This is a genomic window from Nocardia sp. NPDC024068, from assembly GCF_040638875.1.
Lineage (GTDB): Bacteria > Actinomycetota > Actinomycetes > Mycobacteriales > Mycobacteriaceae > Nocardia.
Window position 1 is genome coordinate 24,937 of record NZ_JBEZYU010000045.1, and the last position, 23,769, is coordinate 48,705.

Annotated in this window: 23 protein-coding genes; 8 read left to right on the top strand and 15 right to left on the bottom strand. The window is 67.8% G+C overall.

Translation table 11 applies throughout. From position 1 onward, the window contains the following. Nucleotides 1–147: 147 nt before the first annotated feature. From AB0F41_RS24705 to AB0F41_RS24735, 7 genes are all read left to right on the top strand, one after another. A complete protein-coding gene (locus AB0F41_RS24705; RefSeq protein WP_357427645.1) occupies nt 148–1,728 on the top strand; it encodes a sensor histidine kinase in 1,581 nt (526 codons plus the stop codon). Next, nucleotides 1,728–2,162, top strand: coding sequence for a roadblock/LC7 domain-containing protein (locus AB0F41_RS24710; RefSeq protein ID WP_030521402.1), 435 nt, complete (start codon nt 1,728–1,730; stop codon nt 2,160–2,162). The genes AB0F41_RS24705 and AB0F41_RS24710 overlap by 1 nt, the downstream gene beginning before the upstream one ends. Continuing rightward, nucleotides 2,159–2,506 (top strand): DUF742 domain-containing protein, encoded by a 348-nt coding sequence (locus AB0F41_RS24715; protein ID WP_357427647.1) that lies wholly within the window; start codon nt 2,159–2,161, stop codon nt 2,504–2,506. Before AB0F41_RS24710 ends, AB0F41_RS24715 begins: the two co-directional genes overlap by 4 nt. Next, nucleotides 2,481–3,104, top strand: a complete 624-nt coding sequence (locus AB0F41_RS24720) for an ATP/GTP-binding protein (protein WP_357427649.1) — start codon at nt 2,481–2,483, stop codon at nt 3,102–3,104. The genes AB0F41_RS24715 and AB0F41_RS24720 overlap by 26 nt, the downstream gene beginning before the upstream one ends. 53 nt (nt 3,105–3,157) lie before the next feature. Further along, the gene (locus tag AB0F41_RS24725) at nt 3,158–4,369 is read left to right on the top strand and encodes a cytochrome P450 (protein ID WP_357427690.1); all 1,212 of its coding nucleotides are present in this window, start codon (nt 3,158–3,160) and stop codon (nt 4,367–4,369) included. A gap of 11 nt (nt 4,370–4,380) precedes the next feature. Then, nucleotides 4,381–5,601 carry a cytochrome P450 gene (locus tag AB0F41_RS24730; protein WP_357427651.1) on the top strand — a complete coding sequence of 407 codons (1,221 nt, stop codon included), beginning with the start codon at nt 4,381–4,383 and terminating at the stop codon, nt 5,599–5,601. A gap of 195 nt (nt 5,602–5,796) precedes the next feature. Further along, nucleotides 5,797–7,014 carry a cytochrome P450 gene (locus AB0F41_RS24735; RefSeq protein ID WP_357427692.1) on the top strand — a complete coding sequence of 406 codons (1,218 nt, stop codon included), beginning with the start codon at nt 5,797–5,799 and terminating at the stop codon, nt 7,012–7,014. Between the two features lie 41 nt (nt 7,015–7,055). Here the strand turns inward: AB0F41_RS24735 and AB0F41_RS24740 are convergent, their stop codons facing one another. The 9 genes from AB0F41_RS24740 to AB0F41_RS24780 all read right to left on the bottom strand — a co-directional run bounded on the left by AB0F41_RS24740 (nt 7,056) and on the right by AB0F41_RS24780 (nt 17,424). Further along, complete coding sequence (locus AB0F41_RS24740; RefSeq protein ID WP_357427653.1) at nt 7,056–8,678, bottom strand: ABC transporter permease; 1,623 nt, start codon at nt 8,676–8,678, stop codon at nt 7,056–7,058. Next, nucleotides 8,675–9,586: an ABC transporter ATP-binding protein gene (locus AB0F41_RS24745; protein ID WP_357427655.1), complete on the bottom strand. Its 912-nt coding sequence runs from the start codon at nt 9,584–9,586 to the stop codon at nt 8,675–8,677. The genes AB0F41_RS24740 and AB0F41_RS24745 overlap by 4 nt, the downstream gene beginning before the upstream one ends. 77 nt (nt 9,587–9,663) lie before the next feature. After that, the gene (locus AB0F41_RS24750) at nt 9,664–10,656 is read right to left on the bottom strand and encodes a hypothetical protein (RefSeq protein WP_357427657.1); all 993 of its coding nucleotides are present in this window, start codon (nt 10,654–10,656) and stop codon (nt 9,664–9,666) included. A 68-nt stretch (nt 10,657–10,724) separates the two neighbouring features. Beyond that, nucleotides 10,725–11,765: a hypothetical protein gene (locus AB0F41_RS24755; RefSeq protein ID WP_357427659.1), complete on the bottom strand. Its 1,041-nt coding sequence runs from the start codon at nt 11,763–11,765 to the stop codon at nt 10,725–10,727. 92 nt (nt 11,766–11,857) lie between these two features. Next, on the bottom strand, nt 11,858–12,610 hold the full coding sequence (locus AB0F41_RS24760; protein WP_357427661.1) for a L,D-transpeptidase: 753 nt from the start codon (nt 12,608–12,610) through the stop codon (nt 11,858–11,860). A 118-nt stretch (nt 12,611–12,728) separates the two neighbouring features. Next, nucleotides 12,729–14,843, bottom strand: coding sequence for a glycogen debranching N-terminal domain-containing protein (locus AB0F41_RS24765; protein WP_357427663.1), 2,115 nt, complete (start codon nt 14,841–14,843; stop codon nt 12,729–12,731). Continuing rightward, entirely contained in the window at nt 14,840–15,985 is a 1,146-nt protein-coding gene (locus AB0F41_RS24770) for a glycosyltransferase family 4 protein (RefSeq protein ID WP_357427694.1), read from the bottom strand. Before AB0F41_RS24770 ends, AB0F41_RS24765 begins: the two co-directional genes overlap by 4 nt. A gap of 279 nt (nt 15,986–16,264) precedes the next feature. Continuing rightward, nucleotides 16,265–16,546 carry a hypothetical protein gene (locus AB0F41_RS24775; protein WP_357427665.1) on the bottom strand — a complete coding sequence of 94 codons (282 nt, stop codon included), beginning with the start codon at nt 16,544–16,546 and terminating at the stop codon, nt 16,265–16,267. 218 nt (nt 16,547–16,764) lie between these two features. Next, entirely contained in the window at nt 16,765–17,424 is a 660-nt protein-coding gene (locus tag AB0F41_RS24780) for a cyclodeaminase/cyclohydrolase family protein (RefSeq protein ID WP_357427667.1), read from the bottom strand. Nucleotides 17,425–17,554: 130 nt separating this feature from the next. Here AB0F41_RS24780 and AB0F41_RS24785 point away from each other — a divergent pair, with 130 nt between their 5' ends. After that, nucleotides 17,555–18,595, top strand: a complete 1,041-nt coding sequence (locus AB0F41_RS24785) for an LLM class F420-dependent oxidoreductase (protein ID WP_357427669.1) — start codon at nt 17,555–17,557, stop codon at nt 18,593–18,595. 72 nt (nt 18,596–18,667) lie between these two features. Here the strand turns inward: AB0F41_RS24785 and AB0F41_RS24790 are convergent, their stop codons facing one another. Genes AB0F41_RS24790 through AB0F41_RS24815 form a run of 6 tightly spaced genes read right to left on the bottom strand, consistent with a single transcriptional unit; the run spans nt 18,668 to nt 23,760 of the window. Then, complete coding sequence (locus AB0F41_RS24790; RefSeq protein ID WP_357427671.1) at nt 18,668–19,006, bottom strand: STAS domain-containing protein; 339 nt, start codon at nt 19,004–19,006, stop codon at nt 18,668–18,670. Between the two features lie 46 nt (nt 19,007–19,052). After that, nucleotides 19,053–21,434, bottom strand: coding sequence for a SpoIIE family protein phosphatase (locus tag AB0F41_RS24795; protein WP_357427674.1), 2,382 nt, complete (start codon nt 21,432–21,434; stop codon nt 19,053–19,055). 16 nt (nt 21,435–21,450) lie between these two features. Then, the gene (locus AB0F41_RS24800; RefSeq protein ID WP_357427676.1) at nt 21,451–22,095 is read right to left on the bottom strand and encodes a SpoIIE family protein phosphatase; all 645 of its coding nucleotides are present in this window, start codon (nt 22,093–22,095) and stop codon (nt 21,451–21,453) included. Continuing rightward, entirely contained in the window at nt 22,088–22,513 is a 426-nt protein-coding gene (locus AB0F41_RS24805; RefSeq protein ID WP_357427678.1) for an anti-sigma regulatory factor, read from the bottom strand. Before AB0F41_RS24805 ends, AB0F41_RS24800 begins: the two co-directional genes overlap by 8 nt. Then, nucleotides 22,491–22,883 carry an STAS domain-containing protein gene (locus AB0F41_RS24810; protein WP_357427680.1) on the bottom strand — a complete coding sequence of 131 codons (393 nt, stop codon included), beginning with the start codon at nt 22,881–22,883 and terminating at the stop codon, nt 22,491–22,493. The genes AB0F41_RS24805 and AB0F41_RS24810 overlap by 23 nt, the downstream gene beginning before the upstream one ends. 10 nt (nt 22,884–22,893) lie before the next feature. Next, nucleotides 22,894–23,760, bottom strand: coding sequence for an STAS domain-containing protein (locus tag AB0F41_RS24815; RefSeq protein ID WP_357427696.1), 867 nt, complete (start codon nt 23,758–23,760; stop codon nt 22,894–22,896). Nucleotides 23,761–23,769: the final 9 nt, after the last annotated feature.

Consider the following 23,769-nt stretch of genomic DNA (forward strand, 5'->3'; position numbering starts at 1 on the left):
CACCGACCGTAGCCGAGGTACCCGGCACGGACCTCATCCGGCCAGGGGCGAACATGGTCGGCGTCGCGAGGAAGGCGAGACGAAGCGCCGTGGTCTGCCACGGCACCGCGTGGCGCACCTCGAGCCCCGTCAACGACGAGAAAGCTGATGAATCTGAATACCGCCGTGCTGCTTCCCTGGATCCTCGCCCCCATACTGGTGCTCGGCGTGGCGTGGTACGCCGTTCGGGCCGTGCGCGAACAACAGAAGCGACTCACCGTGCTCGAGCGGGAACTGGCAGTTCGCGAGGATGCGCTCGAGCATCTCGCCGCCAGTACACTGCCGGCACTATCGGAGTCCGTCCGCCGGTTCGAGCAGGCCGCCACGGGCCCCGAAGTGCCACCGGGCCTGGAGAACTCGCGCTTCGCCCAATGCCTGCGCTGGATCATCGACCGGGTTGCCGAAGATCTACGCACTGTCCAGAACGAGACCCGCGAAACCGTCACCCGGGAGACCGAAGAACAGGTCCGCACCGCCGTTTCCAGTGCGGAGCGGGCGGTCCGGGACGAGGCCGAATCCGGTAAAGAGCGTGCCGAGACGCTGTCGCGTGAAGCGACCAGTGCCGCGGTGCGGTCGTTCGGTACCTCCGTGGTGAGCCTGGGCGCCGACGTCAGCCAGGTGGTGAGTTCCGCGCTGCGCGAGCACCGTGACGATCGGGTCTACGAAACGCTCATCCGCATCGACCACACGGTTCAGCAGATGATCCGTCAGGCGCAGTCCTATGTGATCGTCTGTGGCGGTCTGCCCGGCCGCCGGTGGCCCGCCCAGTCGCTTACCGACGTGGTCGGCGGCGCGACCGGCCGTGTGCGCGACTACCTTCGTGTCCGGCCATCCCAGCTCGACCGCATCGTCATCAGTCGTGCGGTGGAACCGCTGGTGCACACCCTGGCCTCGCTCATCGACAACGCGCTGCGTTATTCGCCGCCGACCTCCTTCGTCGATGTCACGTTCCAGGAAGGCCATCACGGGGTGACCGTGATCGTCGACGACGCGGGTGTGCGGATGAACGCCGAGCAGATGGAAGAGGCCCGGCAGGTCCTCGCCAACGAACGCTCGGTCGACATCCACCAGCTCGGCCCCGCCCCGAAGGTCGGCTTCCCCGGTATCGCCGCGCTCGCCCGCCGCTACGGGTTCACCGTCTACATCGACGGCCCCAACGCCTACGGCGGTATGCGTGCCATGGTCTACATCCCGGAGGCCCTGCTGGTCGCTCCCAAGACCAACCAGGAGAACGACGTTTTGCCCAATGGTGGACAAACCCCGCGGGAACTCGCCGCGGTACCCGGCGGTCAGGCCTCCTCGGTATCCGCCGGCAACGGAAATGCCCTGGCCGGAACCGCCTCCTCGGCGGGCGGAGCCCATTCCGCCGCCACCACTACCGGGGCACATGCCGCGGTCCCGGCGGTATCCGAAGCCGCGGTGCCGAGCGAACGGTTATCGCCCGCGGCGACGCCCGATGACGACTACGCCGACGAGCAGCGGACGACGGTCCACGACATCACCAGCGGTGGCCTGCCCAGACGCCGGCGGCGCGCGGCATCGGTACCCGCGGATATCAACGACAGTGTTGCCGATCCGTCCAGGACCGAACCGGGCCAGGCCCGTCCCGATATCGCCGCCGCCTGGCAGAGCGGCTCCAAGAGCGGCCGTGCCGCCGCATCCGAACACACCGAAGGGATGACATCCTGATGGGTTCACCGAGGACAGTGGTATCAGACAGCACCAATAAACTGGGCTGGTTACTGGACGATCTCGAGGTTCCCGGCGTCCGATTCGCCGTCCTGCTGTCCGAAGACGGACTGCGCATCGCGCATTCGGCGGGTATCGCGAAAGATGATGCCGAACGGTTCGCGGCCGCGGCCTCGGGCCTGCGCTCGCTCGGAAAGGCGCTCGGCGAATTCTGCGGCAGCAACGGAAACGATGTGCGGCAGAACATGACCGAATACGACCAGGGCATGATCATGATCACCGCGGCGGGCGAGGGCGCGCTTCTGGGCGTGGCGACCATGACCGATATCGATGTGGGTCTCATCGCGCATCGGATGAACGAGCTCGCGGGCCGGGTGGGTCACGAGCTCGGTAGTGAGCCCCGCAGAGGCGCACACGGCGGCGATCTGCAATGAGCCGGTCGCGGCGTGATCCAGACCTGGTCCGTGCCTATGTGCGGACCGGCGGGCGCTCGCGTCCGACCCGCGATCTGGGCCTGGTGACCCTGGTCGTCGCCCTCGGCGACCCGGCGCCCGGCGCCACCCCGGACGCGCGCCGGGTGATCGATGTCTGCGCCCGGGGTGCCCTGTCCATCGCCGAGGTCGCCGCCTACCTCGACCTCCCGCCCTCGGTGGTGACGATCGTCGTCTCCGATCTGCTGGACACCGGACATCTCAATATCCCGACCCCGGCGGAGATAATGCCGGAGATCGCCCTGCTCGAGGAGGTACTCAATGGGCTCCGTGCTCTCCCGGCCTGATCGGTCCGCGGATTACGGTCGCGCGGTCGACTATGTGCCGGAGACGGTGACCCGATCGGTGAAATTGCTGGTGGCCGGTAATTTCGGCGTCGGCAAGACCACCTTCGTGAGCAGTGTTTCCGAGATCAAACCCTTGCGGACCGAGGAGACCATCACCGAGGCCAGCGTCGGCATCGACGATCTGGGCGGACTGGGGTCGAAAACAACGACCACGGTCGCGATGGACTTCGGCCGTATCACGCTCAATCCCGAACTGGCGCTGTACCTCTTCGGTACTCCGGGCCAGCAGCGGTTCATCCCGCTGTGGGAGGAACTGGCCAAGGGCGCGCTCGGCGCCCTCGTACTGGTCGACACCCGTCGAATCGAGAAGGCCGATGAGGTGCTGGCCACGCTCGAAGAGCGCGGCGTACCGTATGCGGTGGGAGTCAACGAGTTCGAAGGGTCCAATCGATATCCGCTGTCCGAGGTCCGCGAGGCCTTGGACCTGACCGAAGACACTCCACTCGTGGCCCTCGACGCGCGTGACCGGCGTACCTGCCTGCAGTCGCTGATCACGCTCGTCGAATACTTGTTCCACCGATTGGAGTCTCGTCTTTGACCACGCAGTTCTCTCCGGTTCCGCAGCAACAACCCCCCTTCGCCGGCTGTCCGGTGGTCGGGGAACCCACCGGAGGCGTCGGCCCGCGTTTCAGTCTGTTCTCCGAAGAATTCGCCGACGGTCCGCATCGTGCCTACGCCGCGATGCGGAACCGCTACGGTTCGCTGGTCCCCATCGATCTGGCGCCGGGTGTGCCCGCGACTCTGGTGATCGGCTACGACGCGGCGGTCCGTATTCTCAATGATCCGGACCGATTTCCGGCCGATCCGCGGACCTGGCAGACCAGCATTCCGGCCGATTCACCGGTCAAGCCGATGATGGAGTGGTACCCGAACGCGTTGCGCAACAGTGGCGAGCTGCATCAGCGCTACCGCCAGGCGTATGTGCACGCCATCGACGGGATCGATCTGCACGAGTTGCATCAGACCGTGGAGAGTATCGCGGTCCCGCTGATCAACACGTTCTGCGAATCCGGCAAAGCGGACCTCGTCACCCAGTACTCGTTCCCACTGGTGTTCGAGGTGATCAACCGGATGGTGGGGTGCACTCCGGAACTGGGGGAGCGGGTGGCCAACGGGATGGCCGCGCTCTTCGACACCGTCAACGCCGAATGGGGGATAACCCATCTGAGCGAGGCGCTGATGGAGCTGGTCTTACAGAAGCGCTCCGATCCCGGCAACGACGTCACCTCGCGACTGGTGCATCATCCGGCCAAACTCGACGACGAGGAGCTGCTGTCCAATCTGATCAGCTTCTACGGCGCCGGTGTCGAGCCGCAGCAGAATCTCATCAACAACACCCTGCTGCTGATGATGACCGACGACAGGTTCGGCGGAAGCATGCTCGGCGGCAGTCTGTCGACCCGTGACGCACTGGACGAGGTGCTGTTCAACGACCCGCCGATGGCGAACTTCTGCACCACCTACCCGCGCCAGCCGATTCTGGTCGAGAACACCTGGTTGCCGGCACATCAGCCGGTGGTGATCAGCCTGGCCGCGTGCAACAACGATCCGGTGATCCGCGGTGGCGATCACACCGGTAACCGTTCGCATCTGGCGTGGAGCATCGGACCGCATGCCTGCCCCGCCCAGTCGCCGGCCTTCGTGGTGGTTCAGGGCGCGATCGACCTGCTGCTCGACACGCTTCCGGAATTGGAGCTGGCCGCACCGGCCGAGGAGCTCGCGTGGCGGCCGGGGCCCTTCCACCGGGCGCTGGCGGCACTACCGGTCGCATTCCCGCCTTCTCCGCCGTTCAATATTGTGTAAGGAGACACTCGTTGGAACGCGAACCCATCGTCCTGGATATGGCCGGGGCCGATACCCAGGGGGAATCGGTACGGCTGCGCACCCAGGGCCCGGTGGCGCTGGTGGAGCTGCCCGGGGGTGTGCCGGCCTGGTCGGTCACCGATGCCGCGGTACTGAAGGGCCTGCTGACCGATCCGCGCGTATCGAAGGATCCGCGGCAGCACTGGGCGGCGTTCCGCAACGGTGAGATCACCGAGGATTGGCCGCTGCTGCCGTGGATCGCGGTGGAGAACATGTTCACCGCCTATGGCGCCGACCATCGGCGGCTGCGCAAGCTGGTCTCGCCCGCGTTCACCCACCGCCGGACCGCGGCCCTGCGTTCCCGGGTCGAGGCGCTGGTGACGGAGCTGCTGGACGCGCTGGCCACGGCACCCGCCGGGTCGGTCGTCGATCTGCGCGAGGGGTTCGCCTATCCGGTGCCGATCCAGGTGATCACCGAACTGCTCGGGGTCCCCGAAACGCTGGGCCCGGCACTGCGGGTATGCGTCGACCGGTACTTCGACACCACCCTCGACGAGGCCGCGGCGCAGGCCAACTACGTCGAAATGTTCGGTCTGGTCTCCGAACTCGTGGCCTTCCGCCGGGACCACCCGGGTGACGACATCACCAGCGTGATGATCACCAACCGCGACGAGGACGGCTCGCAACTCACCGAGGAGCAGATCGTCAATACGTTGATGCTCACCATCAACGCCGGACACGAGACGACGGTCAATCTCCTGGACCAGGCGATCGTCGCGCTGCTCACCCATCCACAGCAGCGGTCGGCTGCTTTGGCGGGCCAGGTGAGCTGGTCCGAGGTGGTGGAGGAGACGCTGCGCTACGAAGCGCCGGTCGCCCATATTCCGCTGCGGTACGCGGTGGAGGACATCGATATCGAGGGTGGCCCGCGAATCGGCAAGGGTGAGGCGATTCTGGCCTCCTACGCCGCCGCCGGCCGGGACCCGAAGGTCCACGGCGCGACCACCGATACCTTCGATATCACCCGTCCGAACAAGGACCACATCTCCTTCGGGCACGGCGCGCATCACTGCATCGGCGCTCCGCTGGCGCGGATGGAGGGTGAGATCGCCCTGCCCGCCCTCTTCGCGCGGTTCCCGGAGATGCGGCTGGCGGTCGAGGTGAGCGAGCTACGGCCGGTGGTGAGCTTCGTTTCCAACGGGCATCGGGAATTGCCTGTGTACCTGGGCTGAACCCGATACTCTGAGCAATTCCGGTCTACTACAACTTCATTGCTGATGGCTCGTCGCGGACGTCGCTGAGCGGGATGTATGGGTCGGCGGATAGGTCTGCGAGAACGCACTATTCGCCGATTCATACGAACCTCGGAGTGTGATGTCTTGACCACAGCGCAACCTGATCAGCTCGAACTGCCCGACCAGCGGGTCATGGTCCACGGCTCGCCGGTGGACGCATCGGGTCCGCATATCCCCTTGTACACCGAGGATTTCGCGGCCGATCCGCACCGGGTGTACCGCGATATGCGCCGGCGTTTCGGTTCCCTGGCGCCGGTGGAGCTTTCGCCCGGTGTACCGGCGACCCTGGTGATCGGCTACCACACCGCGGTGCGGATCCTCAACGATCCGGAGCATTTCCCCGCCGACCCCCGAATGTGGCAGCGCGGTATCCCCGACGACTGCCCGGTATTGCCGATGATGGAGTACCGCCCCAACCCGCTGCGAACCGTGGGTAACGACCGTCTGCGTTACCGGTCGGCGGCGGTCTCGGCCATCGGCGGAGTCGATATGCACGAACTACATGCCGTGATCGAGGAGATCTCGATCTCGCTGATCAACTCCTTCTGCGTGGACGGCCACTGTGATGTGGTGGGCCAGTACGCCTCACCGCTCATCTTCGCGGTGCTCAACTCCATGCTCGGGTGCCCGCCCGAACTGGGCCACCGGGCGGCCCGCGGACTGGCGGCCATGTTCGATACCGTGGGCGCCGCGGAGGGAAACGCCGCGCAGGCCGATGCGCTGCTCGAGCTGGCCCGGCTCAAACGAGTCCAGCCGGGTTCCGATATCACCAGCCGCCTGGTCCGCCATCATGCGCAGCTCACCGACGAGGAGACCCGGCAGCAGCTGGCGCTGCTGTACGGCGCGGGCACCGAACCACCGCAGAATCTGATCGCCAACACCCTGCTGCTGATGCTGACCGACGAGCGGTTCGCGGCCACCGTGCTCGACGGCAGTCTGTCGACCCGGGACGCGCTGGACGAGGTGCTGTTCAGCGATCCACCGCTGGCCAACTACTGCATCAGCTACCCCCGCCAGCCCATGCTCATCGACGGTATCTGGTTGCCGGCACATCAGCCCGTCGTGATCAGCATGGCGGCCTGCAACAACGACCCCGCCATCAAATCCGGAGGTCTGACCGATAATCGATCCCATCTGGCGTTCGGTGTCGGTCCGCACGGCTGCCCCGCTCGCCCGGTCGCGCTGCTGATCGTGCAGGACGCCCTCGATCAGTTGCTGGACGCGATTCCGGAAATGGAATTGGCGGTACCGGCCTCGGAATTGCGCTGGCGGCCCGGACCCTTTCACCGTGCCCTGGTATCGCTGCCGGTGACCTTCCCGGAGAGCCGTCCCATCCGCGGCGGTCGCTGATATTCGGCGGCGGCGCCTCGGCGCCGCCGCTGCGGCGTCGTTCAGCTGGTCTCCAGATCGCGTCGGCGGAAACCGAAAGCACCGGCCGCGCCGAGCAGCAGCGCCACACCGGTGGTGACGAGTAGGGGAACGGCGTCGAAGGGTTGCGCCGGTACCAGGGGGAGGTTGTCGAACGGTGACAGGCTCATCAGCCAACCCGGGAATTTCAGTGTCGCACCGAACATCAGCACCACCACGCAGAAGACCATCCCCAGCCACGCCGCCGAGGTGGCCTGTGGCGCGAAGCCGAACAGGAGGAGCGTCACAGCGCCCAGTACCCAGACCGCCGGCAGGTAGGCCAGGGCGGCGCCGGTCAGGGTGATCAGCTGCGAGAGGTCACCCGTGATCAGGCCGTAGGTGATACCCATCCCGAACCCGCTCAGCGCCAGCACCACGGCCGATCCGGCCAGCATGATCACCGCGTGCCCGGATAACCAGCGCAGCCGTGGCAGCCGGGTCGAAAGCAGTGGCTCCGCGTGTCCGGCGGATTCCTCGGCGCGGGGGCGCAGTCCCGCGGAAATCGTATAGGCGCAGGTGATGATCGCCAGGATCGCGACCGCCATCGCGTAGAACGCGTCCACCATGCTGCCCATGTTCTGGCCGAGTACCTGATCGAGATCGATCTCGCCGAGCAGATCCTCCACATCGTTGCCGATCGTGCCGAAGGACAGTCCGCCGAAGAACATTCCGAGTGCCCACCCGATCAGCAGGCCCCGCTGCAGGCGCCACGCCAATCCGAAGGCGCCGTGCAGGGATTCGGCGGCGCGCGCGGGGCCCGGCCGCGGCGGGACCAGTCCGGCGCCGAAATCCCGCCGGTCCAGAACCTGGGCCGCGAGCAACCCGATTGCGGCGGCCACCGCCAGCGACAACAGGGCCGGCCACCAGATCTCGTGATCGTAGGGACGCATCGCCTGCCCCCAGCCCAGCGGTGAGAACCACGACAGCACACCGTTGCCGACATCGCCGACCGCGCGCAGCAGATAGGACACGGCCAGCGCGGCGCCGGTGATCGCGTAACAACTCCGGGTACCCGAGGTGATCTGCGCGGCCAGCAGCGCGATCGCGCCGAATACCAGCCCGGCGCAGCCGGCCCCCACCCCGAGCGCGATGGATCCGGCGCCGGGCAGACCGTATCCGATCAGGCTGAACGCGATGGCCAGCCCGAGGAGGATATTCGCGATCACCGTGACCACGGCCGCCGCCATGGGCGGTGCGTAGCGGCCCACCACCGCCGACCGGATGAGTTCGTCGCGTCCGGATTCCTCGTTCGCGCGGGTGTGCCGGCCGATGAGGAACATACTCATCAGCCCGGCCACCACCATGCCGAACGCGCTGGACTGGAACGCGACCTGACCGGCCACGGTGTCGAGTACCCGCGGCGGACCGGCCATGGCGATCATTGCGGCGTTGCCGGACATACTGCGGGCGAGTGCGTCCAGATCGGCCTGCTGCGGATAGGCCGCGTCTAGTGCGACCGCCTGCGACCAATAGATCATGGTGCCGCCCACGATCCAGGCCACCAGAGGGAAACGTTCGCGGCGCAGCGCGAACCGGGTGAGGGCGCCGGTACCGGTGAATGTGCCCGCATACCGGCCGCCCGGAGTGCGCGGTCGCAGTGTGGTCACGATTCCGGCACCCCCGCGGCGGCGAGTTCGTCGCCGTAGTGCCGGAGGAACAGTTCCTCCAGGGTCGGCGGCTGACTGGTGAGGGTGCGGATACCGAAGGCGGTCAGATGCGTCATGGCCGCGCCCAGGTCGACGGTGTCGACCTGGAATCGGACCCGGGTGCCGTCGGCCACCAGATCGTGGACGCCCTTCAGTTCGTCCATACCTGTTGCCGGATTATGTGTTTCGGCGTCTATCGAGGTCCGCGTGAGATGCCGCAGATCGGCCAGCGTCCCGGTTTCGACCGCGCGCCCGTGCCGGATGATGGTCAGCCGGTCGCACAGCGCCTCCACCTGCGCGAGGATATGGCTGGACAGCAGGACGGTGCGGCCGTCGCGGCGTATCTCCTCCACGCATTCCTGGAAAACCGCCTCCATCAACGGATCCAGCCCGGAGGTGGGTTCGTCGAACAGCAGCAGTTCCACATCGGAGGCCAGCGCCGCCACCAGCGCGACCTTCTGCCGGTTGCCCTTGGAGTAGGTGCGGCCCTTCTTCGTCGGATCCAGGTCGAAGCGTTCCAGTAGATCGGCACGTTTGGTCTCATCCAGGCCACCACGTAGCCGCCCGAGCAGGTCGATCACCTCCCCACCGGTGAGACCGGGCCACAGGCTGACGTCCCCCGGTACGTAGGCGAGTCTGCGGTGCAGTTCGGCGGCGCCGGACCACGGATCGCCGCCGAGCAACCGGACCGCGCCCGCGTCGGCTCGGAGCAGACCCAGCAGTACCCGGATGGTGGTGGACTTACCGGAGCCGTTGGGTCCCAGGAAACCGTGCACCTCACCGGCGGCCACCTCGAGATCGAGCCCGTCCAGAGCGCGGGTGCGGCCGAAAGTCTTCACCAGACCGGAGATATCGATCGCGGCAGTCATGGGGGAACAGTAATCCGATTCCGGTTGCTCCGGGGCCGTTCCCGTGCTGGTCCGCTGCGGCGCCCGCGACGGGATGTTCAGCGTTCGCGGTGCAGATCCAGGAAATCGCCGACCGGCCGGCGCGGGGTCGGCGGTTGCGCGGACGACGTGGGCGCGGTGCCCACCCGGATCACCACCTGCGGCAGCGCGGGGACGGTCAGCAGGTTGGTGATGGTGCGCCGGCTCACCGGGACCTCGGTGATATGGGTGAGCGGACAGGTCGCCAGCCCGGCCGCCGTACACGCCAGCAGGACCGCGGACAGGGTCTCGCCGGTGCGCAGCCAATCCAGGGGACTATCGGCGGCCGACCCCAGTACCAGCAGCCGGGACGCGTCGGTGAGTTCGCCGCGCCGCAGCGAGGGCGGAGCGGCCGGGAAGGCCCGGCCCACGCCGACCTGTGCCAGTTCGGCCTCCGAAACCAGTGCGGAGAGCGGTACGCCGTCGGCGGGGGAGTCGTTACCCGCCCACCAGTGCAGTTCGTTCAGATATTGCGGGTCGTATTCACGCAGCGCCGCGGATTGCGCCGACGCCGCCGCCAGCCGGAGCCGGGCCGAATCGGCGAGCACCTCCAGCACGATGTCGTGCGCGGTGGCCGTCGTCGTGAGCGCGGGCGCCACCCGCTCCCAGTCTCGGGGCGGCAGCATCGGCAGCCGGTCGGTGTAGCGGCGATCGATGGCGGCCGCGCGTTCGCGCATGCTGTCGGAGACGGCGTGCGCGGGCGCGAAGTCGATTCCGGCGAGATGGTCGGGGGAGGTATCGGGCAGGCGGGTCACCTCGGTATCCCAGCCGGCCGCGGCGAACGCCGTCCGGACGTGGTCGAGCATGGCGCCGCAGCTGATGGTCAGCTGGCGGCTCTGCGGATCGGCGGAGGCGAGCCGGCGGCTGCTGTCCCGGTACAGCTGGAGCCGGTGCCCGTCGAAGACCCAGCGCCACGGCTGGGTGTTGTGGACCGAGGGCGCGCGGCGGGCCAGCGACAACGCGGCCTGCACCGTGGGGTGGTCGGGGACCCGGACCGTGCCGATGGCGTCCATCTTCCGAGTCTGCTCCCCGCCGCGGTCGCCCACCACCCGTCCCGGCGGTGCGGATCGAATCGTGGCGGTCACGGCATGGGGCCGATACCGGTGATCAAGGTCTTGTCACCGATTCGCATCGTTGTCACCAGCTGCGGGTTGTAGGCCAGGGGTGCCGAACCGGGCCGGTACTCGGTGACTGTCACGGTGTACTGGCCGACGAAGGCGCCCGGAGCGATCTGCACGCAATACGTGGTCCCGGCCGGAATGCTGTCGATCCCTTGCTGGATATCCGGGGCGGACGGCACCGCGGCGTCCGGCGCGACCAGGGCCCGGGCCTGCTCCCCGGACCGGGCGACGTAGTAGGCGTGCTGGAACCCGAAAATGGCGTCGGTCCCGGAATCGTCACTGCCCGGGCTGTTGCCCTGCACGGAGTTGCCGGTGCGTCCGGCGGGACACTGGGGATCGGCGGCGGCGGTCGCGGGTGCGGTGGCGCTCGGCGCGGCCCTGGCCGGGGCGGGGGGATCGCCACCGCCGACCACCGCGAACTGGACGTATACGGCGGCGGCCAGCGCCGCCGCGCCCGCGATACCGAGGAGTACCGGAATCCAGTGGATACCCCCGCCCGAGGTGGCGGTTTTCGGTGCCGGGGCGGGATCGGTGCGGTTCGAGGTGGTCAGCCGGGCTCGCAGCCGCTGCTGCGCCGTGGTCGGTTCCTCGGCCGCCGGGATGCCGGGTGCCGTATCCCGCGGCTCAGCGGGCTCGCCGGAGGGGGCGTGGGCCGGTGGATGTCCGGCGGGATCGGCCGCCGGGCCGTGCGTCCGATCCGGACCCGCCGGATACTCGCCGCCGGGCCCGTCCGGGTGCCCGTGCGCCACCCAGTCCGCCCAATCGCCCTCGTAGTGCTCGGGGGCGCCGACCGGCGGGTGCGGTGGCCGCAGCACCGGAATGGGTTCGGTGGGCATCGACTCGTCGCCCGTTCCGGGCCCGCCGTGCGACGGCAGGTACAGCTCCGGTCGCCACGATTGCGGATCCGGGTCGCCGGGACGGGGAGCGCCGGGCGGCGGGCGGACGGGGTCCGTGGGAAACCGGTCCGCACCGGCGCCCGGGTTCGACGGTGGTCGATCCATGGCGCGGCCCCCTTCGTCGTTCGCTACGCGCGCTCGTTCTCCACCGTTCTAGTGGATCACGGAAAACTACGCAGTGCGAGGTCCGGGACCGGTCACCAGTGGACGGTGACCGGGTCGCCGATCCCGACGTTCTCGTAGTACCAGGACGCGTCGGCGGGAGCGAGATTGATGCATCCGTGGCTCACGTTGGAATTGCCCTGGGCATCCACCGACCAGGGCGCGGAGTGTATGAAGACGCCGCCCCAGGTGAGCCGTTCCGCCCATTCGCCGTCGATCAGGTATCCCTCCGCGGAGTCCAGCGGAATACCGATGGTGCGCGAATCGAAGATGATGTTGCGGAACTTCTCCAGCACCGGGAACGTGCCGACCGGGGTTTCCCAGCCGGGCTTGCCCATCGAGGCCGGCATGGTGCGGACCACCTGACCGCCCATACTGACCGTGAACGTATGCGTGGACATATTCGCGTCGGCGACCACGCCGCCGTTGGTCTGGAACTGGGTGCGGTGCTCACCGAAATTCACCGTGAAGGTGGTGTTCGCCGGCAGGAATCCGCTCGGCGTCCAGGTCAGCTCCCGATCCCCGCGCCAGGAGTAGGTACCGGGCAGCGGATCGCCGGCGGTGACCGAGAGCGACCGCTCGGCACGTTCCCGGTCGGCTACCGCGGACGAGAACCGGAGGGTAACGGGATGGGCGATACCGACCACCGCGCCGTCGGAGGGCGTCACGGCGGAAACGGGTGCGGAACGGGGTTCCCCGAGGGTCATCGCGTTCGCCCCGGCGGGGACGACCACGAGCGAGAGGGCGATCGCGATCGCCAGAAACAGATGCCGGGCAACAATATTCATGGTTCCACCCCTTAAGGACGACTGGTGGACAGACGTCCATCCTAAGGGGCCATGATCAACTCAACCACCCAAGATATCGTCCCGGCACCGCTTCGCGATGTTGACACACCGGGGATTGCTATTCGGTGACAAGTTTCCAATCGTCGGGCAGACCGTGGACGTGCATGGTTGTGCCCTCCGCGTGGATACTCACCGTCGCCGGGCCGAGCCGCAGATCGGTGAGGCCCACCTTGCCCCATTCCCGCGGCAGTTGCGGGGTCACGCGCAGGACGCGGTGCGGTGCGCAGGGCGACAACCCCAGGAACGAGCGCACCAGCAGCAGCGGCGCCGCGCTGGCCCAGGCCTGCGGCGAACACGAGGTCGGGTAGGGGACCGGGGACCGGAATTCGGTGCGGGCGAATCCGCAGAAGAGCTCCGGCAGGCGGCCACCGAATTCACCGGCGGCGTCGAGCAGGCCGGTCGTGAGCCGTTCGGCCAGTTCGCTCGCGCCCGGGATATGGCGATAGCGCAGCAGCCCCGCGACCGCGATGGCGGTGTCGTGCGGCCAGATCGACCCGTTGTGGTAACTCATCGGGTTGAACGCGCCCATCGTGGCGGCCAGGGTGCGTAAACCGAACCCGCTGTCCATGGCGATATCGGCGAGGCGTTCGATCAGTTCGGCCGCGCGTTCGTCGGAGACGATCCCGGTCCACAGACATTGGGCGGCGTTGCTGGTCAGCGAGTCCACCTGGTTCTTCTGGCCGTCCAGGGCCACCGCGTACCAGCCGTTCTTCTCCACCCAGAACGCCTCGTCGAAACGGGCCTTGAGGTTCTCGGCCTGTTCCCGCAGCCGGGCCGCGGTACCGGCGTCGCCGAAATGTTCGGCCAGCTGGGCCCGGGCCTGACGGGCCGCATACACGTAACCCTGGACCTCGCACAACGCGATCGAGGGTTCGGCCAGATGACCGGTGACATCGTTGATCGCGTCGAAACTGTCTTTCCAGCCCTGGTTGGCCAGTCCACGATCGGTTTTCCGTCGATATTCGACGAATCCGTCGCCGTCGGCGTCGCCGTATTCGTCGATCCAGGCCAGCGCCGCGTCCGCGGCCGGAAGCAGTTCGCGCACCACCGCATCCCCGGCGCCCCAGCGCCAGCATTCGGCCAGCAGCATGACGAACAGCGGAGTCGCGTCGACCGATCCGTAGTACACGGTGCCGCCGAGGACCTGCCCGCTGGCCGGGCCGTGCCGCATCTCGTGCATGATGCGGCCCGGCTCCTCCTCGGTGATCGGATTGACCTTGGTGCCCTGGAGATCCGCCAGGCGCCGCAGGGTGCCCACGGCCAGCGCGGAATCCAGCGGCAGCGCCATCCACGAGGTGAGCAGACTGTCGCGGCCGAACAGGGCCATGAACCAGGGTGCCCCGGCGGCTACATAGGCGGGGGCGCCGTCGACGCTGCCGTCGATGCGCAGCGCGCCCAGATCGCTTTCGGTGCGCTGCAGCACCTCCGAGAGTGCCGGATCGGTGGCGGTCAGATCGGTGGCGGTGGCCCGCCACGCCTTGAGGCGGCTGATCGGGCTGTCCTCGTCGTCGCCGAAGGCCATCTGCACCCGCCGGTGCGAGAGCACCGGCTGGGCCAGTACCTCGGTATCCCAGCGGCCGCGGGCCGGCACCACCACCTGCCAGGTGATGGTGCCGGGCAGCATGACCGCCCCGGCCGTGGCGCTGATGGTGAGGCCGCGGCCGGGTTCGTTGTGATCGGTCAGATGCAGATCGCCGTCCACGGCATTGTGCTCCGCACCGCCGCCGTGGTTCCGGCCCTCCTTGACCGCGAACAGATCCGCGAAATCGGAGTCGACGAAGAGGGTGATGGTCATCGCCGTGTCCTCGTGACCGAGGTTGTGCACGGTGATTCCCTCTTTGAGGCCGTTGCCGATGAGCCGGCGCCGCACCACCAGTACGGTGCTGTCCGCGACACCGGCCCGCGGCGGCTTACGCAGGATGAACCGGCCCTTGAACGCCTCCGGGGTGAGTACCGTGAGATGTTCGGCGGGCTGGCCGTCCAACCGCAGTTCCCAGCGGGAGATCACCCGGGAATCGCGATAGAACAGGCCCTGCGAAGTGCCGGAATGGATATCGCCGAGGGGGTCGGACAAGCAGAATGTGCTCGCCTCGACCAGAGTGACCGTCCCGCCGCCGCCGTTGACGGCGGCGGGCTGGCCGGAGTTGAGAATTCTCGGCGGCGGTACGCTCATGCCCTGCTCCATACCGGTGTCGTGCCGGCGTCGCTGCGGATCGCGGGTACCGCGGTGCGGCGGATACCGGCGGCGGTCGATATCTGGCCCCTGCTGTGGGATTCGTCCCACGCATCGAGTATGCGGTAATACGCGGCCTCGTACCCGGCGCCGAGCTGATCCACGCCGAAATAATCCTCGACACGCCGACGGCAGGCATGCGGGTCGAGTGCGCTCGCGCGGGCGATGGCGGCCGGCAGTTCATCCGGATGGTCGCAGATGATGCCGGTGACACCGTCTTCGATCACCTCCTCGACCGCACCGCCGCGCAGCGCCACCACCGGGGTGCCGCAGGCCATGGCCTCGATCATCACGATGCCGAACGGCTCCTCCCACTGGATCGGGAAGAGCAGGCAGCGTGCGCCCGCGAGCAGCTCTCGTTTCGCCACCGCGTCCGCTTCCCCGAAGACGTGGTCGGTATCGGTGAGCAGGGGCTCGATCTCCTGCGCGAAGAACGCCTTCTCCGGCGGTTCGTTGCATTTACCGGCCAGGATCAGTTTGATACCGGCTTCATGAGCGGCACGCAGTGCGAGCTGGGGTCCCTTGTAGGAGGCATACCGGCCGAGGAACAGTGCGTAGTCCTGCTTCTCGGTGCGGAACGGCCATTCACTGGGTCGCAGCGCATTGTGTACGCGACCGATCCAGTTGAAGCTCGGCGCGAGTTCGCGCTGCCGGTCGCTGATCGCGACCAGGCGGGTGTGCTCATCGAGGGACCCGTAGTACTCCCACATATCGTTGTCGACCGGCCCGTGCACGGTGACCGCGGTGGGGATGCCCAGATTCTCGTAGGCCGGCGCGTTCAGGGGACCGGCGAAAGTATGGTCGTGGATGATGTCGATATGCCGGGAGCGGGCCAGTTTCTCGACCATGCGCCGCACCTTGAGCGCGTTGACGACCTCCGGGAACGGATCGCCCAGCCGGTCGGCCTGGGTGGTCTCCCAGACCGGTACGAATTCCGCCTGGGTACCGGGCTTTCCGGCACCCAGTAGCGTCACCCGATGTCCCCGCGCGACCAGGGTGTCGGCCAGTTCGGCCACCACGGCCTCGACACCGCCGTAACCGGCCGGGGGCACGTCGAAGTACGGCGGCGCGACCAGAACGATGTTGAGGGGGTGGTTGCGTCCGGCTCCGCCGAACCGGGCGTGCCGGGGTTTTCGCGCCGGGGTATCGGATTCGACTTCGGTATTCGTGAATATTGTGCTCAACTCTTCCTCCTCGATTAGTGACCGCGCGAACGTGCGACTACCGCCGCCCGGCCAAGGGGTGGAGCCGATCAAGAAGCCATTCGTCGAAGGCGTGGTGCTATCAGAAGTGCGCCGGAAAACTCCGGCAGGGAGAAAAGATGCACGGACGAAGGGCAGAACGTGCCTGCCGTGCGGGAATCAATCGCCGCGTAGAGCCGTCCGGCCCGGCGAAATACCGAACGCGGGACGACCCGGGGGTGCGGCTATCGCCAAGGTGAATCCGGCGCGTCTGCGCACCAGACATTCGGGAGAACAGAGCCAGTGGATATCGAGGGCGCGTCTGGCCTGACCTTGGGTCAGCGCACCGGGATCAGCCGAACAGTCGGCGATATTCGATACGACTCCGTGTTCGGTGATGACATCGATACCCGGCTCAGGGACTTCCGCCGCTGCCGGCGCCGATGTGTACCCGATCCTCACCGTTACCTCCTGCACTCGTCGAGCTGGAGCAAACAGTTGCCCGGCCGTCGGTGCCCCGCCGGCCGGTCTAGCCGATTGTGCCTGGGTCGAGCGGTGGAGCAGTGCGAATATCAGGAACGCCCATCATTCTACGCGTGCTCCGTTGTCCGTCTGATCTCGAATAATCGCAGTTCGGCATATAACTGGTTAATTCGTACCTGCTGATATGTGCATCGGAATCAACCGCGGACGGCGCGTAATACCTCTTGATGCAGGGAATCCGCGCGTGCGGTGATTTCCTCGATCCGGCCCAGCGTCCCGGTGAATACGGCGCCCTGCTCCACCGGAAGTGAGGCCAGATTGATCTCTATATTGAGCTGGGAGGTCACCGCGGCGGCCCGGGCGGCCGCACCCGCGGCGCCGATATCGGTGACTACATTCGTATTTCCGATCGGGAGCAGTTCGGTTGCCAGGATCAGGATTCCGTCGGCCTCGTCGACCACCGCGGCCGGGACCCGGGCGGCCTCCATCAGGGCCTCCTCGATGGCTTCCGAGCGGCGCGCCGACTCGTCGTCGGTCTCCCTGGGCAGTTTGTAGGCCGCGCCGACCGCGGTGAACGCGGCCGCGTCCGCGTCGGCGAGGGCCAGTGCGCGGTCCCGGGCGATATCGGCCGCTTCGATGATCCGGTCGATCACCGGCCGGTGCTCGGCATCCTTGGCGCGGGTGGTGTATCGCGCGACCATCGCGACCAGCGCCGCGCCCTGCGCGGCGTGTAGCGCCGCGACGGCGCCGCCGCCCGGCGCGGGGACCTTCGCCGCGAGTTCGCCCAGGTAGTCGCCGATCGGTGACCCGCCGAAACCGGGGGCGGTGTGCTGTGGCGATTGGGTGGGCTGCGACACGATTCGGCCTTTCTCGATCACAATAGCTCAAAGTTAGCTGCACTACCGGCGGAGCTTTCGCTCTCAACCTACCCCGTCGCCCGGCGTGGCCGGTGCCGGGCCACCCCGTAGCCGGGATTATGTTGAGGGCATGCGGATCGGATTGAGTATCAACTATTCGGGCGGCTTCACCGAGGCGGCGGCCGAAGTGGCCGATTTGGAGCGGGCGGGCCTGGATATCGTGTTCGTGCCCGAGGCGTACTCGTTCGACGCGGTGAGCGCCCTGGGCTATCTGGCGGCCAAGACCACCCGGCTGCAACTGGCGTCGGGAATCATGCAGCTGTACACCCGGACACCCACCTTGACCGCGATGACCGCCGCCGGTCTGGATTTCGTCTCCGACGGCCGGTTCGTGCTGGGTCTGGGTGCGTCGGGCCCGCAGGTCATCGAGGGTTTCCACGGTGTGCCCTACGACGCGCCCATCGGTCGGACCCGCGAACTCGTGGAGATCTGCCGGAAAGTGTGGCGCCGAGAGCGGCTGGAATACCAGGGCAAGTACTACCGGATCCCGCTGCCCGAGGGCGAGGGCACCGGCCTGGGTAAACCCCTCAAGCTCATCAATCACCCGGTACGGGAACGCGTCCCGGTGCTACTCGCCGCGCTGGGTCCCAAGAACGTGCAGCTGGCCGCAGAGATCGCCGAGGGCTGGCAGCCGATCTTCTTCCTGCCCGAACGCGCCGACGAGGTGTTCGGGGAGGCACTGCGCGCCGGGAAGCAGCAACGCGATCCGGCACTGGGGACCCTCGACGTCTACGCCGGTCCGGCGCTGGCCATCGGCGAAGACGTGGAACCGCTGCTCGATTTCGTCAAACCCATGCTGGCGCTCTACATCGGCGGAATGGGCGCGAAGGGCAAGAACTTCTACCACACCCTGGCCACCCGGTACGGCTACGGCGCCGAAGCCGACCGGATCCAGGAGCTCTACCTGGCCGGAAAGAAAGACGAGGCCACCAAGGTGGTCCCCGACGCCCTGGTCCGCGATATCTCGCTGATCGGCCCGGCCGGTTATGTCAAAGAACGAGTCGCCGCCTTTGCCGAGGCCGGGGTCACGGTGCTCAATGTCGCGCCGCTGGCCGCCACCGCCGCCGACCGGGTGAAACTGATCGAGCAGTTCCGGGCGATCTGCGATTGATCCCCGCGCACGACACGGAACGGGCCCGGCAGCGAATCGCTGCCGGGCCCGTTCCGTGTCATAAGCCGGCGGCTATTCGCCCCGGAAACTCGCCAGTGCGGCGTCCAGGGTGGTGTGCAGGGCGAAGACCTGATCCAAAGCCGTCATCTTGAGCTGACGGCTGGTGGCCGGGCCCTCGGCGACGAGCGCGATGGTGGTCTTGTCTCCGGCGCGTTGGTGCGCGGAGACCAGCGCCGCCATCCCGGCCGAGGCCAGGAAGCTCACGGCCGCCAGATCCACGACCAGCCCGGCCGGGCCGGCATCGAGCGCGGCGTCGATCGCGGTCTCCAGGGCGGGGGCCGTGGCGAGATCGACCTCCCCGGTAACCGTGAGCACCGTGACGCCGTCGTGGTCGGCGACCGAGGTCGTCATCGTATCCGTGAGCGGGTTCGCGTCTGGAGGAGTATTGGTCACGTCTTCACAATCTGCCATGAGTCCCTCGATCTCGCTGCATCGTATTCCCGCCGGCGCGATTGTTCGTCCCGCGCAGGGCGCTGGCCACCGGGAACGTGATCGCCGGAAGGGTCACCGACATCCGTACCCGGGTTCCGGGCCCGGGATGGTCTATCTCGAGTTCTTCGGTGAGTGCCCGCATCATATCGATCCCCCGGCCGCGTGGGCCCGGATCGGCCGGACGGGGGCGCCACGTTCCGGTATCGGTTGTTTCGATGACCACCTGGTCACCGACGCATTCGGCGGTGAGTACGACCCGTTCGGCCCGGCCGCCGCCCTGTTGATACGCGTGTTCGATACTGTTGCTGCACGCCTCGTTGGTCGCCGCGACCAGGTCCGAGGTGAGGTTGTGCGGGACCGCCGCGGCGGACAGCCACGCTGTCAGAGTACGGCGCAGCATGGCCAGCCGATCCGGCCGGGCCGGGACATCCAGGCGCAGCGGGGCGGGCGGCTGCCGGTACACGACCATGGCGATATCGTCGTCGTAGCCGCCGTCGGGGCGTAGCGCCGACAGCACCGAATCGGCGACCTCGCGCGGTAGTTTCTCGGCGGTATCGGCCAGGATGGCCGCGATTTTCGCGAACCCCTCGTCGATATCCTCACCGCGGCGTTCCACCAGACCGTCGGTGAACAGGACCAGGGTGGAGCCCGGCGGCAGTGGGGTGGTGGCCTCGGGCCGCCGCGGTGTCTCGAAGGTCGCCAGCGGCACCGATCGGCCGCCCTCGAGCAACCGCCCGGTCTTGTCGACATCGGCCAGGATGGGCGGCATATGACCGGCGTTGCTGTAGCGCACCAGCCCACGCACCGGATCCAGAACCGCCGCGCAGACCGTGGTGCACAGCGCGCCGGGGATACGGGCCGCCACCGGGTCGAGTTCGGTGAGCAGCTGCGCCGGCCCGGCGCCGCGCAGCAGCAGAGCGCGGGCGGCTGTCCGCAACTGGCCCATCACCACAGCCGCCGACAGTCCGCGACCCACACAGTCGCCGACCACGACGCCGATGGTGCCGTCCGGGAGCGGGACCACGTCGTACCAGTCGCCGCCGATCTCCAGCGGCGGCAGCGCGGGCTCGTAGTGCACCGAGAACCGGGGCGGCAGTTCGATGGGGCCGAGCATCGCCCGCTGCAGAGTCAGTGAGGTGGACCGGGCCTGATCGAAGTTGCGGGCGCGCTGCACGGCCAGGCTCAGATGGCCTATGAGCAGCGAGAACAGGGTCCAATCGGCGGCGTCGACCACCCGCGGCACCGGGAACCGCAGCCACAGCGCGGTATCGCCGGTCTCACCCAGGGGCGCGACGATGCCCTCGGCGCTGTCCGCACCGCCCTCCGGGACGGCGAGCAGGGTGCGGCCGGGTCGCAGCCGGGCGCGTTTCAGGATGGCCTCGGTGGCCGGTTCGAGCCGGTGCGCGTCCGGATCGGTGTCCGGCGTGCCGGTCGGCGGGGCTCCGGAGATGTACACATCGGGCGCTCCGTGGCCCGGCCATACCGCCACCACGGCGGTTTCCGCGGCCACCGTGCGCCGCAGTTCGTCCAGACCGACCTCGAGCACTTCGGCCACGGTGGTCGCGGCGGCCAGCGCGGTCGCCAGCCGGTTGGCGGCCTGATCCCGGGCCTGGGCGTCGTGTTCGGCGGTGACATCGCGGACCGTGCCCACGAAGATGTGTTCCTCGCCGTCCGGTTGCACCAGGGCGCTGGTACTCACCCCGATCCAGCGGCGGCGGCCGTCCCGGTGCTGGATGGGCACCACGAAACGGGACGCCTCGGTGCCGAGATCCGGGTACCGGGGGCCTTCCGGGATCGCCCAGGGATGCGGTAGCGGGTAGGGCACGCCTGTCGCGCCGTAGCCGGTGAGCTCGCCGAATGCCTTGTTGACCTCGATGATGGTGCCGCGGGCGTCGGCGACGAAGAATCCATCCTGGAGTGATTCGACCAGCGCGGTCCGGAACTCGTCGCGGCCGGCGAGATCATCGGCGCGGGACCGTTGCTGCTCGTACCGGCGGGTGCCGTCGAGGTAGCCGCGGGTCGCCACATCCAGGGTGATCAGAGTCTGCAGCAGGAATTCCAGGGCATGTTCGGGGAGTGGGCCGTCGGAGCCCGCCGGACTACGCGTGGACGTGGCCGGTGTGGATGTGGTCGGCGCGGCGGTGGGGGCGGGCGCGGCGGCTTCGGCCTGAACCTGTTTCACCACCCGGAAATGGTGTTCGGTGAGATCGAGCAGGCTGATGCCCTCCACCAGTGCCCGCCGCCCCAGTTCGTGTCCCTCGGCGAGACCCTCACCCTCGGGATCGGCGAGGTGGCGGCGCAGTGCGTCGGCGTAGGCGTCCAGGAAGGCCGCCAATACCGCGCTCATCGACCCCTCCGGTGCATCACGGCATCTCTCGGGGGCCCGCGCCGTTGGAGGCGCCGCGGACCCGTGCCGCCAGCACCAGGGCGTCGTCGCTGTCCTTGGCGTGCCGGTTCAGCAGATCCTGGGCGATATCGGCGGTCGACTTCGCGAGATCGACTCCCGGGTCCGGGTCGACCTCCACGCCGTCGGTGGACATGAGCAGCAGATCGCCCGGACGTACCGGCACGGTCTGCGGCTGCAAGGTGGAAGGCAGCCGGTATCCCACGATCCCGCCGCTCTGCAGTACCGTCGCGCTGATCTGGGGCCCGGTCGGGCCGACGGAAACCATGCGGGACTCCACATTGCCCACCCCCAGCCACTGTGTCTCCTCGGCGCCGAACAGGGCCAGCGACACCGCCGCCCCCCGGGTATCGGACATCGCTCGATGACACAGCACCATCAGCACATCCAGTGGTTCGGCGCGGTTCTCCGCGAGCACCCGGGTGGCGCGGTCCACGGCGGCCGCCGCCGCGGCGCCGTGCCCGAGACCGTCGAGTACCGCGAACAGCACGGTGCCGGTACCGGTGTCCAGCACGACGCAACGGTCACCGGAGACATCCTGTCCGGGAAGGGCGCGGCCGGCCATGGCCCATTCGATCCGGCCGATGAACCCGTCCTCATGCACCGTGGGGTACCCACTTCCACATCTCCACCAACGTGCCCTGTCCGGGTGCGGAGTCGATGGCCATACCGTCCATCAGCCGTTTCGCGCCGGGTAGGCCCAGCCCCAGGCCCAGTCCGGTCGAATATCCGTCCTCCATGGCGCGGGCGATATCGATGATTCCGGGCCCCTGATCCTTGGCCTGCACCACCAGCGCCCGGCGGCCGTCGCGTTCGTCCACCTGCAGCCGGATCTCGCCGCTGCCGGCGTAACTGGTGATATTCCGCGCGACCTCGGAGATCGCTGTGGAGATCATCGTCCGATCGGTGAGCGTGAAGCCGAGTTCTTCGGCCAGCTCCCGCCCGGCCTGACGTGCGGTCACGATGTCGTTGGACATCTTCACCGCGATTACCACCTGCTCAGCGGCCACTGTCACGACCATCTCGATGCTGGTGGCGGGCCGAGGCCTTGCGGTTCAGCCAAGCCAGGCCCTCCTCGAGATCCAATGCGGTGTGCATGTCCTCGAAGGTCAGGCCGAGTTGCACCATGGCGAAGGCGACTTCGGGCTGTAAGCCGACGATCACGGTCTCGGCACCGCGCAACTGGGTCATATGCGCGATGGTGCGCAATGATCTGGCGGCGAAGGAGTCCATCACATCGATGGCCGTCACATCGACGATGATGCCCTGGGCGCGGTACTTGCTGACCTGTTTCATCAGGTCGTCCTGTAGTCGCTCGGTATCGGCATCGGTCAACGCGGACTGCACCGACGCGATGAGATATGTGCCCTGTTTCAGGATGGGTACTGGCATATCGATTCCGTCAGCGCGTATCGCGTTCGCTGCGCTCGGTCACTCTGGACACCTCATAGCCCAGTAACCGTTCCGCCTCCTCGATACCGCCCTGCAGATCGCCGACCGCGTTCATCTTCGACAGGTCCAGCCCGATGGTCACCAGGGTCAGCGCGATCTCCGAGGACAGGCCGGTCATGATGACGCTGGCACCCATCAGCCCGGAGGCGTCCACGGTCTGCACCAGGTGGTTGGCGACGGTGGAGTCGATATCCGGCACGCCGGTGATATCGATGACCACGACCTTGGCGCGATTGTTGCGGATGGCCCGCAGCAGCTGTTCGGTGAGCTGGCGGGCGCGCTGGCTGTCGAGCACGCCGATTATCGGCAGGATCAGCAGCTGCTCACGCACCTGGAGCACCGGGGTGGACAGCTCGCGAATGGCTTCCTGCTGCTGGCGGATAACGCGTTCGCGCTCCTGGACGAACGAGACGCCCACCGTGTTGGCGATCCGGTTGGCCGCCGGTTCGTAGGCGTCGAGCACCGCGTTGAGCAGATTGAAATCGGCCTGATATTTCTCGAACAGCGAGCGGGCCAGCACGTCGCGCAGCAACAGCACCATGCCGAGCACCTCGTCGGTCTCGACGCCTCGCGGAATAATGCGTTCGGACAGGTCGCGGGCGTAGGCCTGCAGGGCTTCGACGCTACCGGTCTCGAGGACCTCGACGTAGTTGTCGTAGACCGATGTCGCCTCGGAGAAGACCTCTTCCGGGGTCATCGCGGTGAGCAGGCGCGCCTCGGTGATACGCCGGGCCCACTCCTCCCGGAGCGCGGTGCGGTTCTGGCGCAGATGTTCGACGAGCTGCGGGAGCAGATTGTCGACGGGGCCCGCAGCCAATGAGTCCGC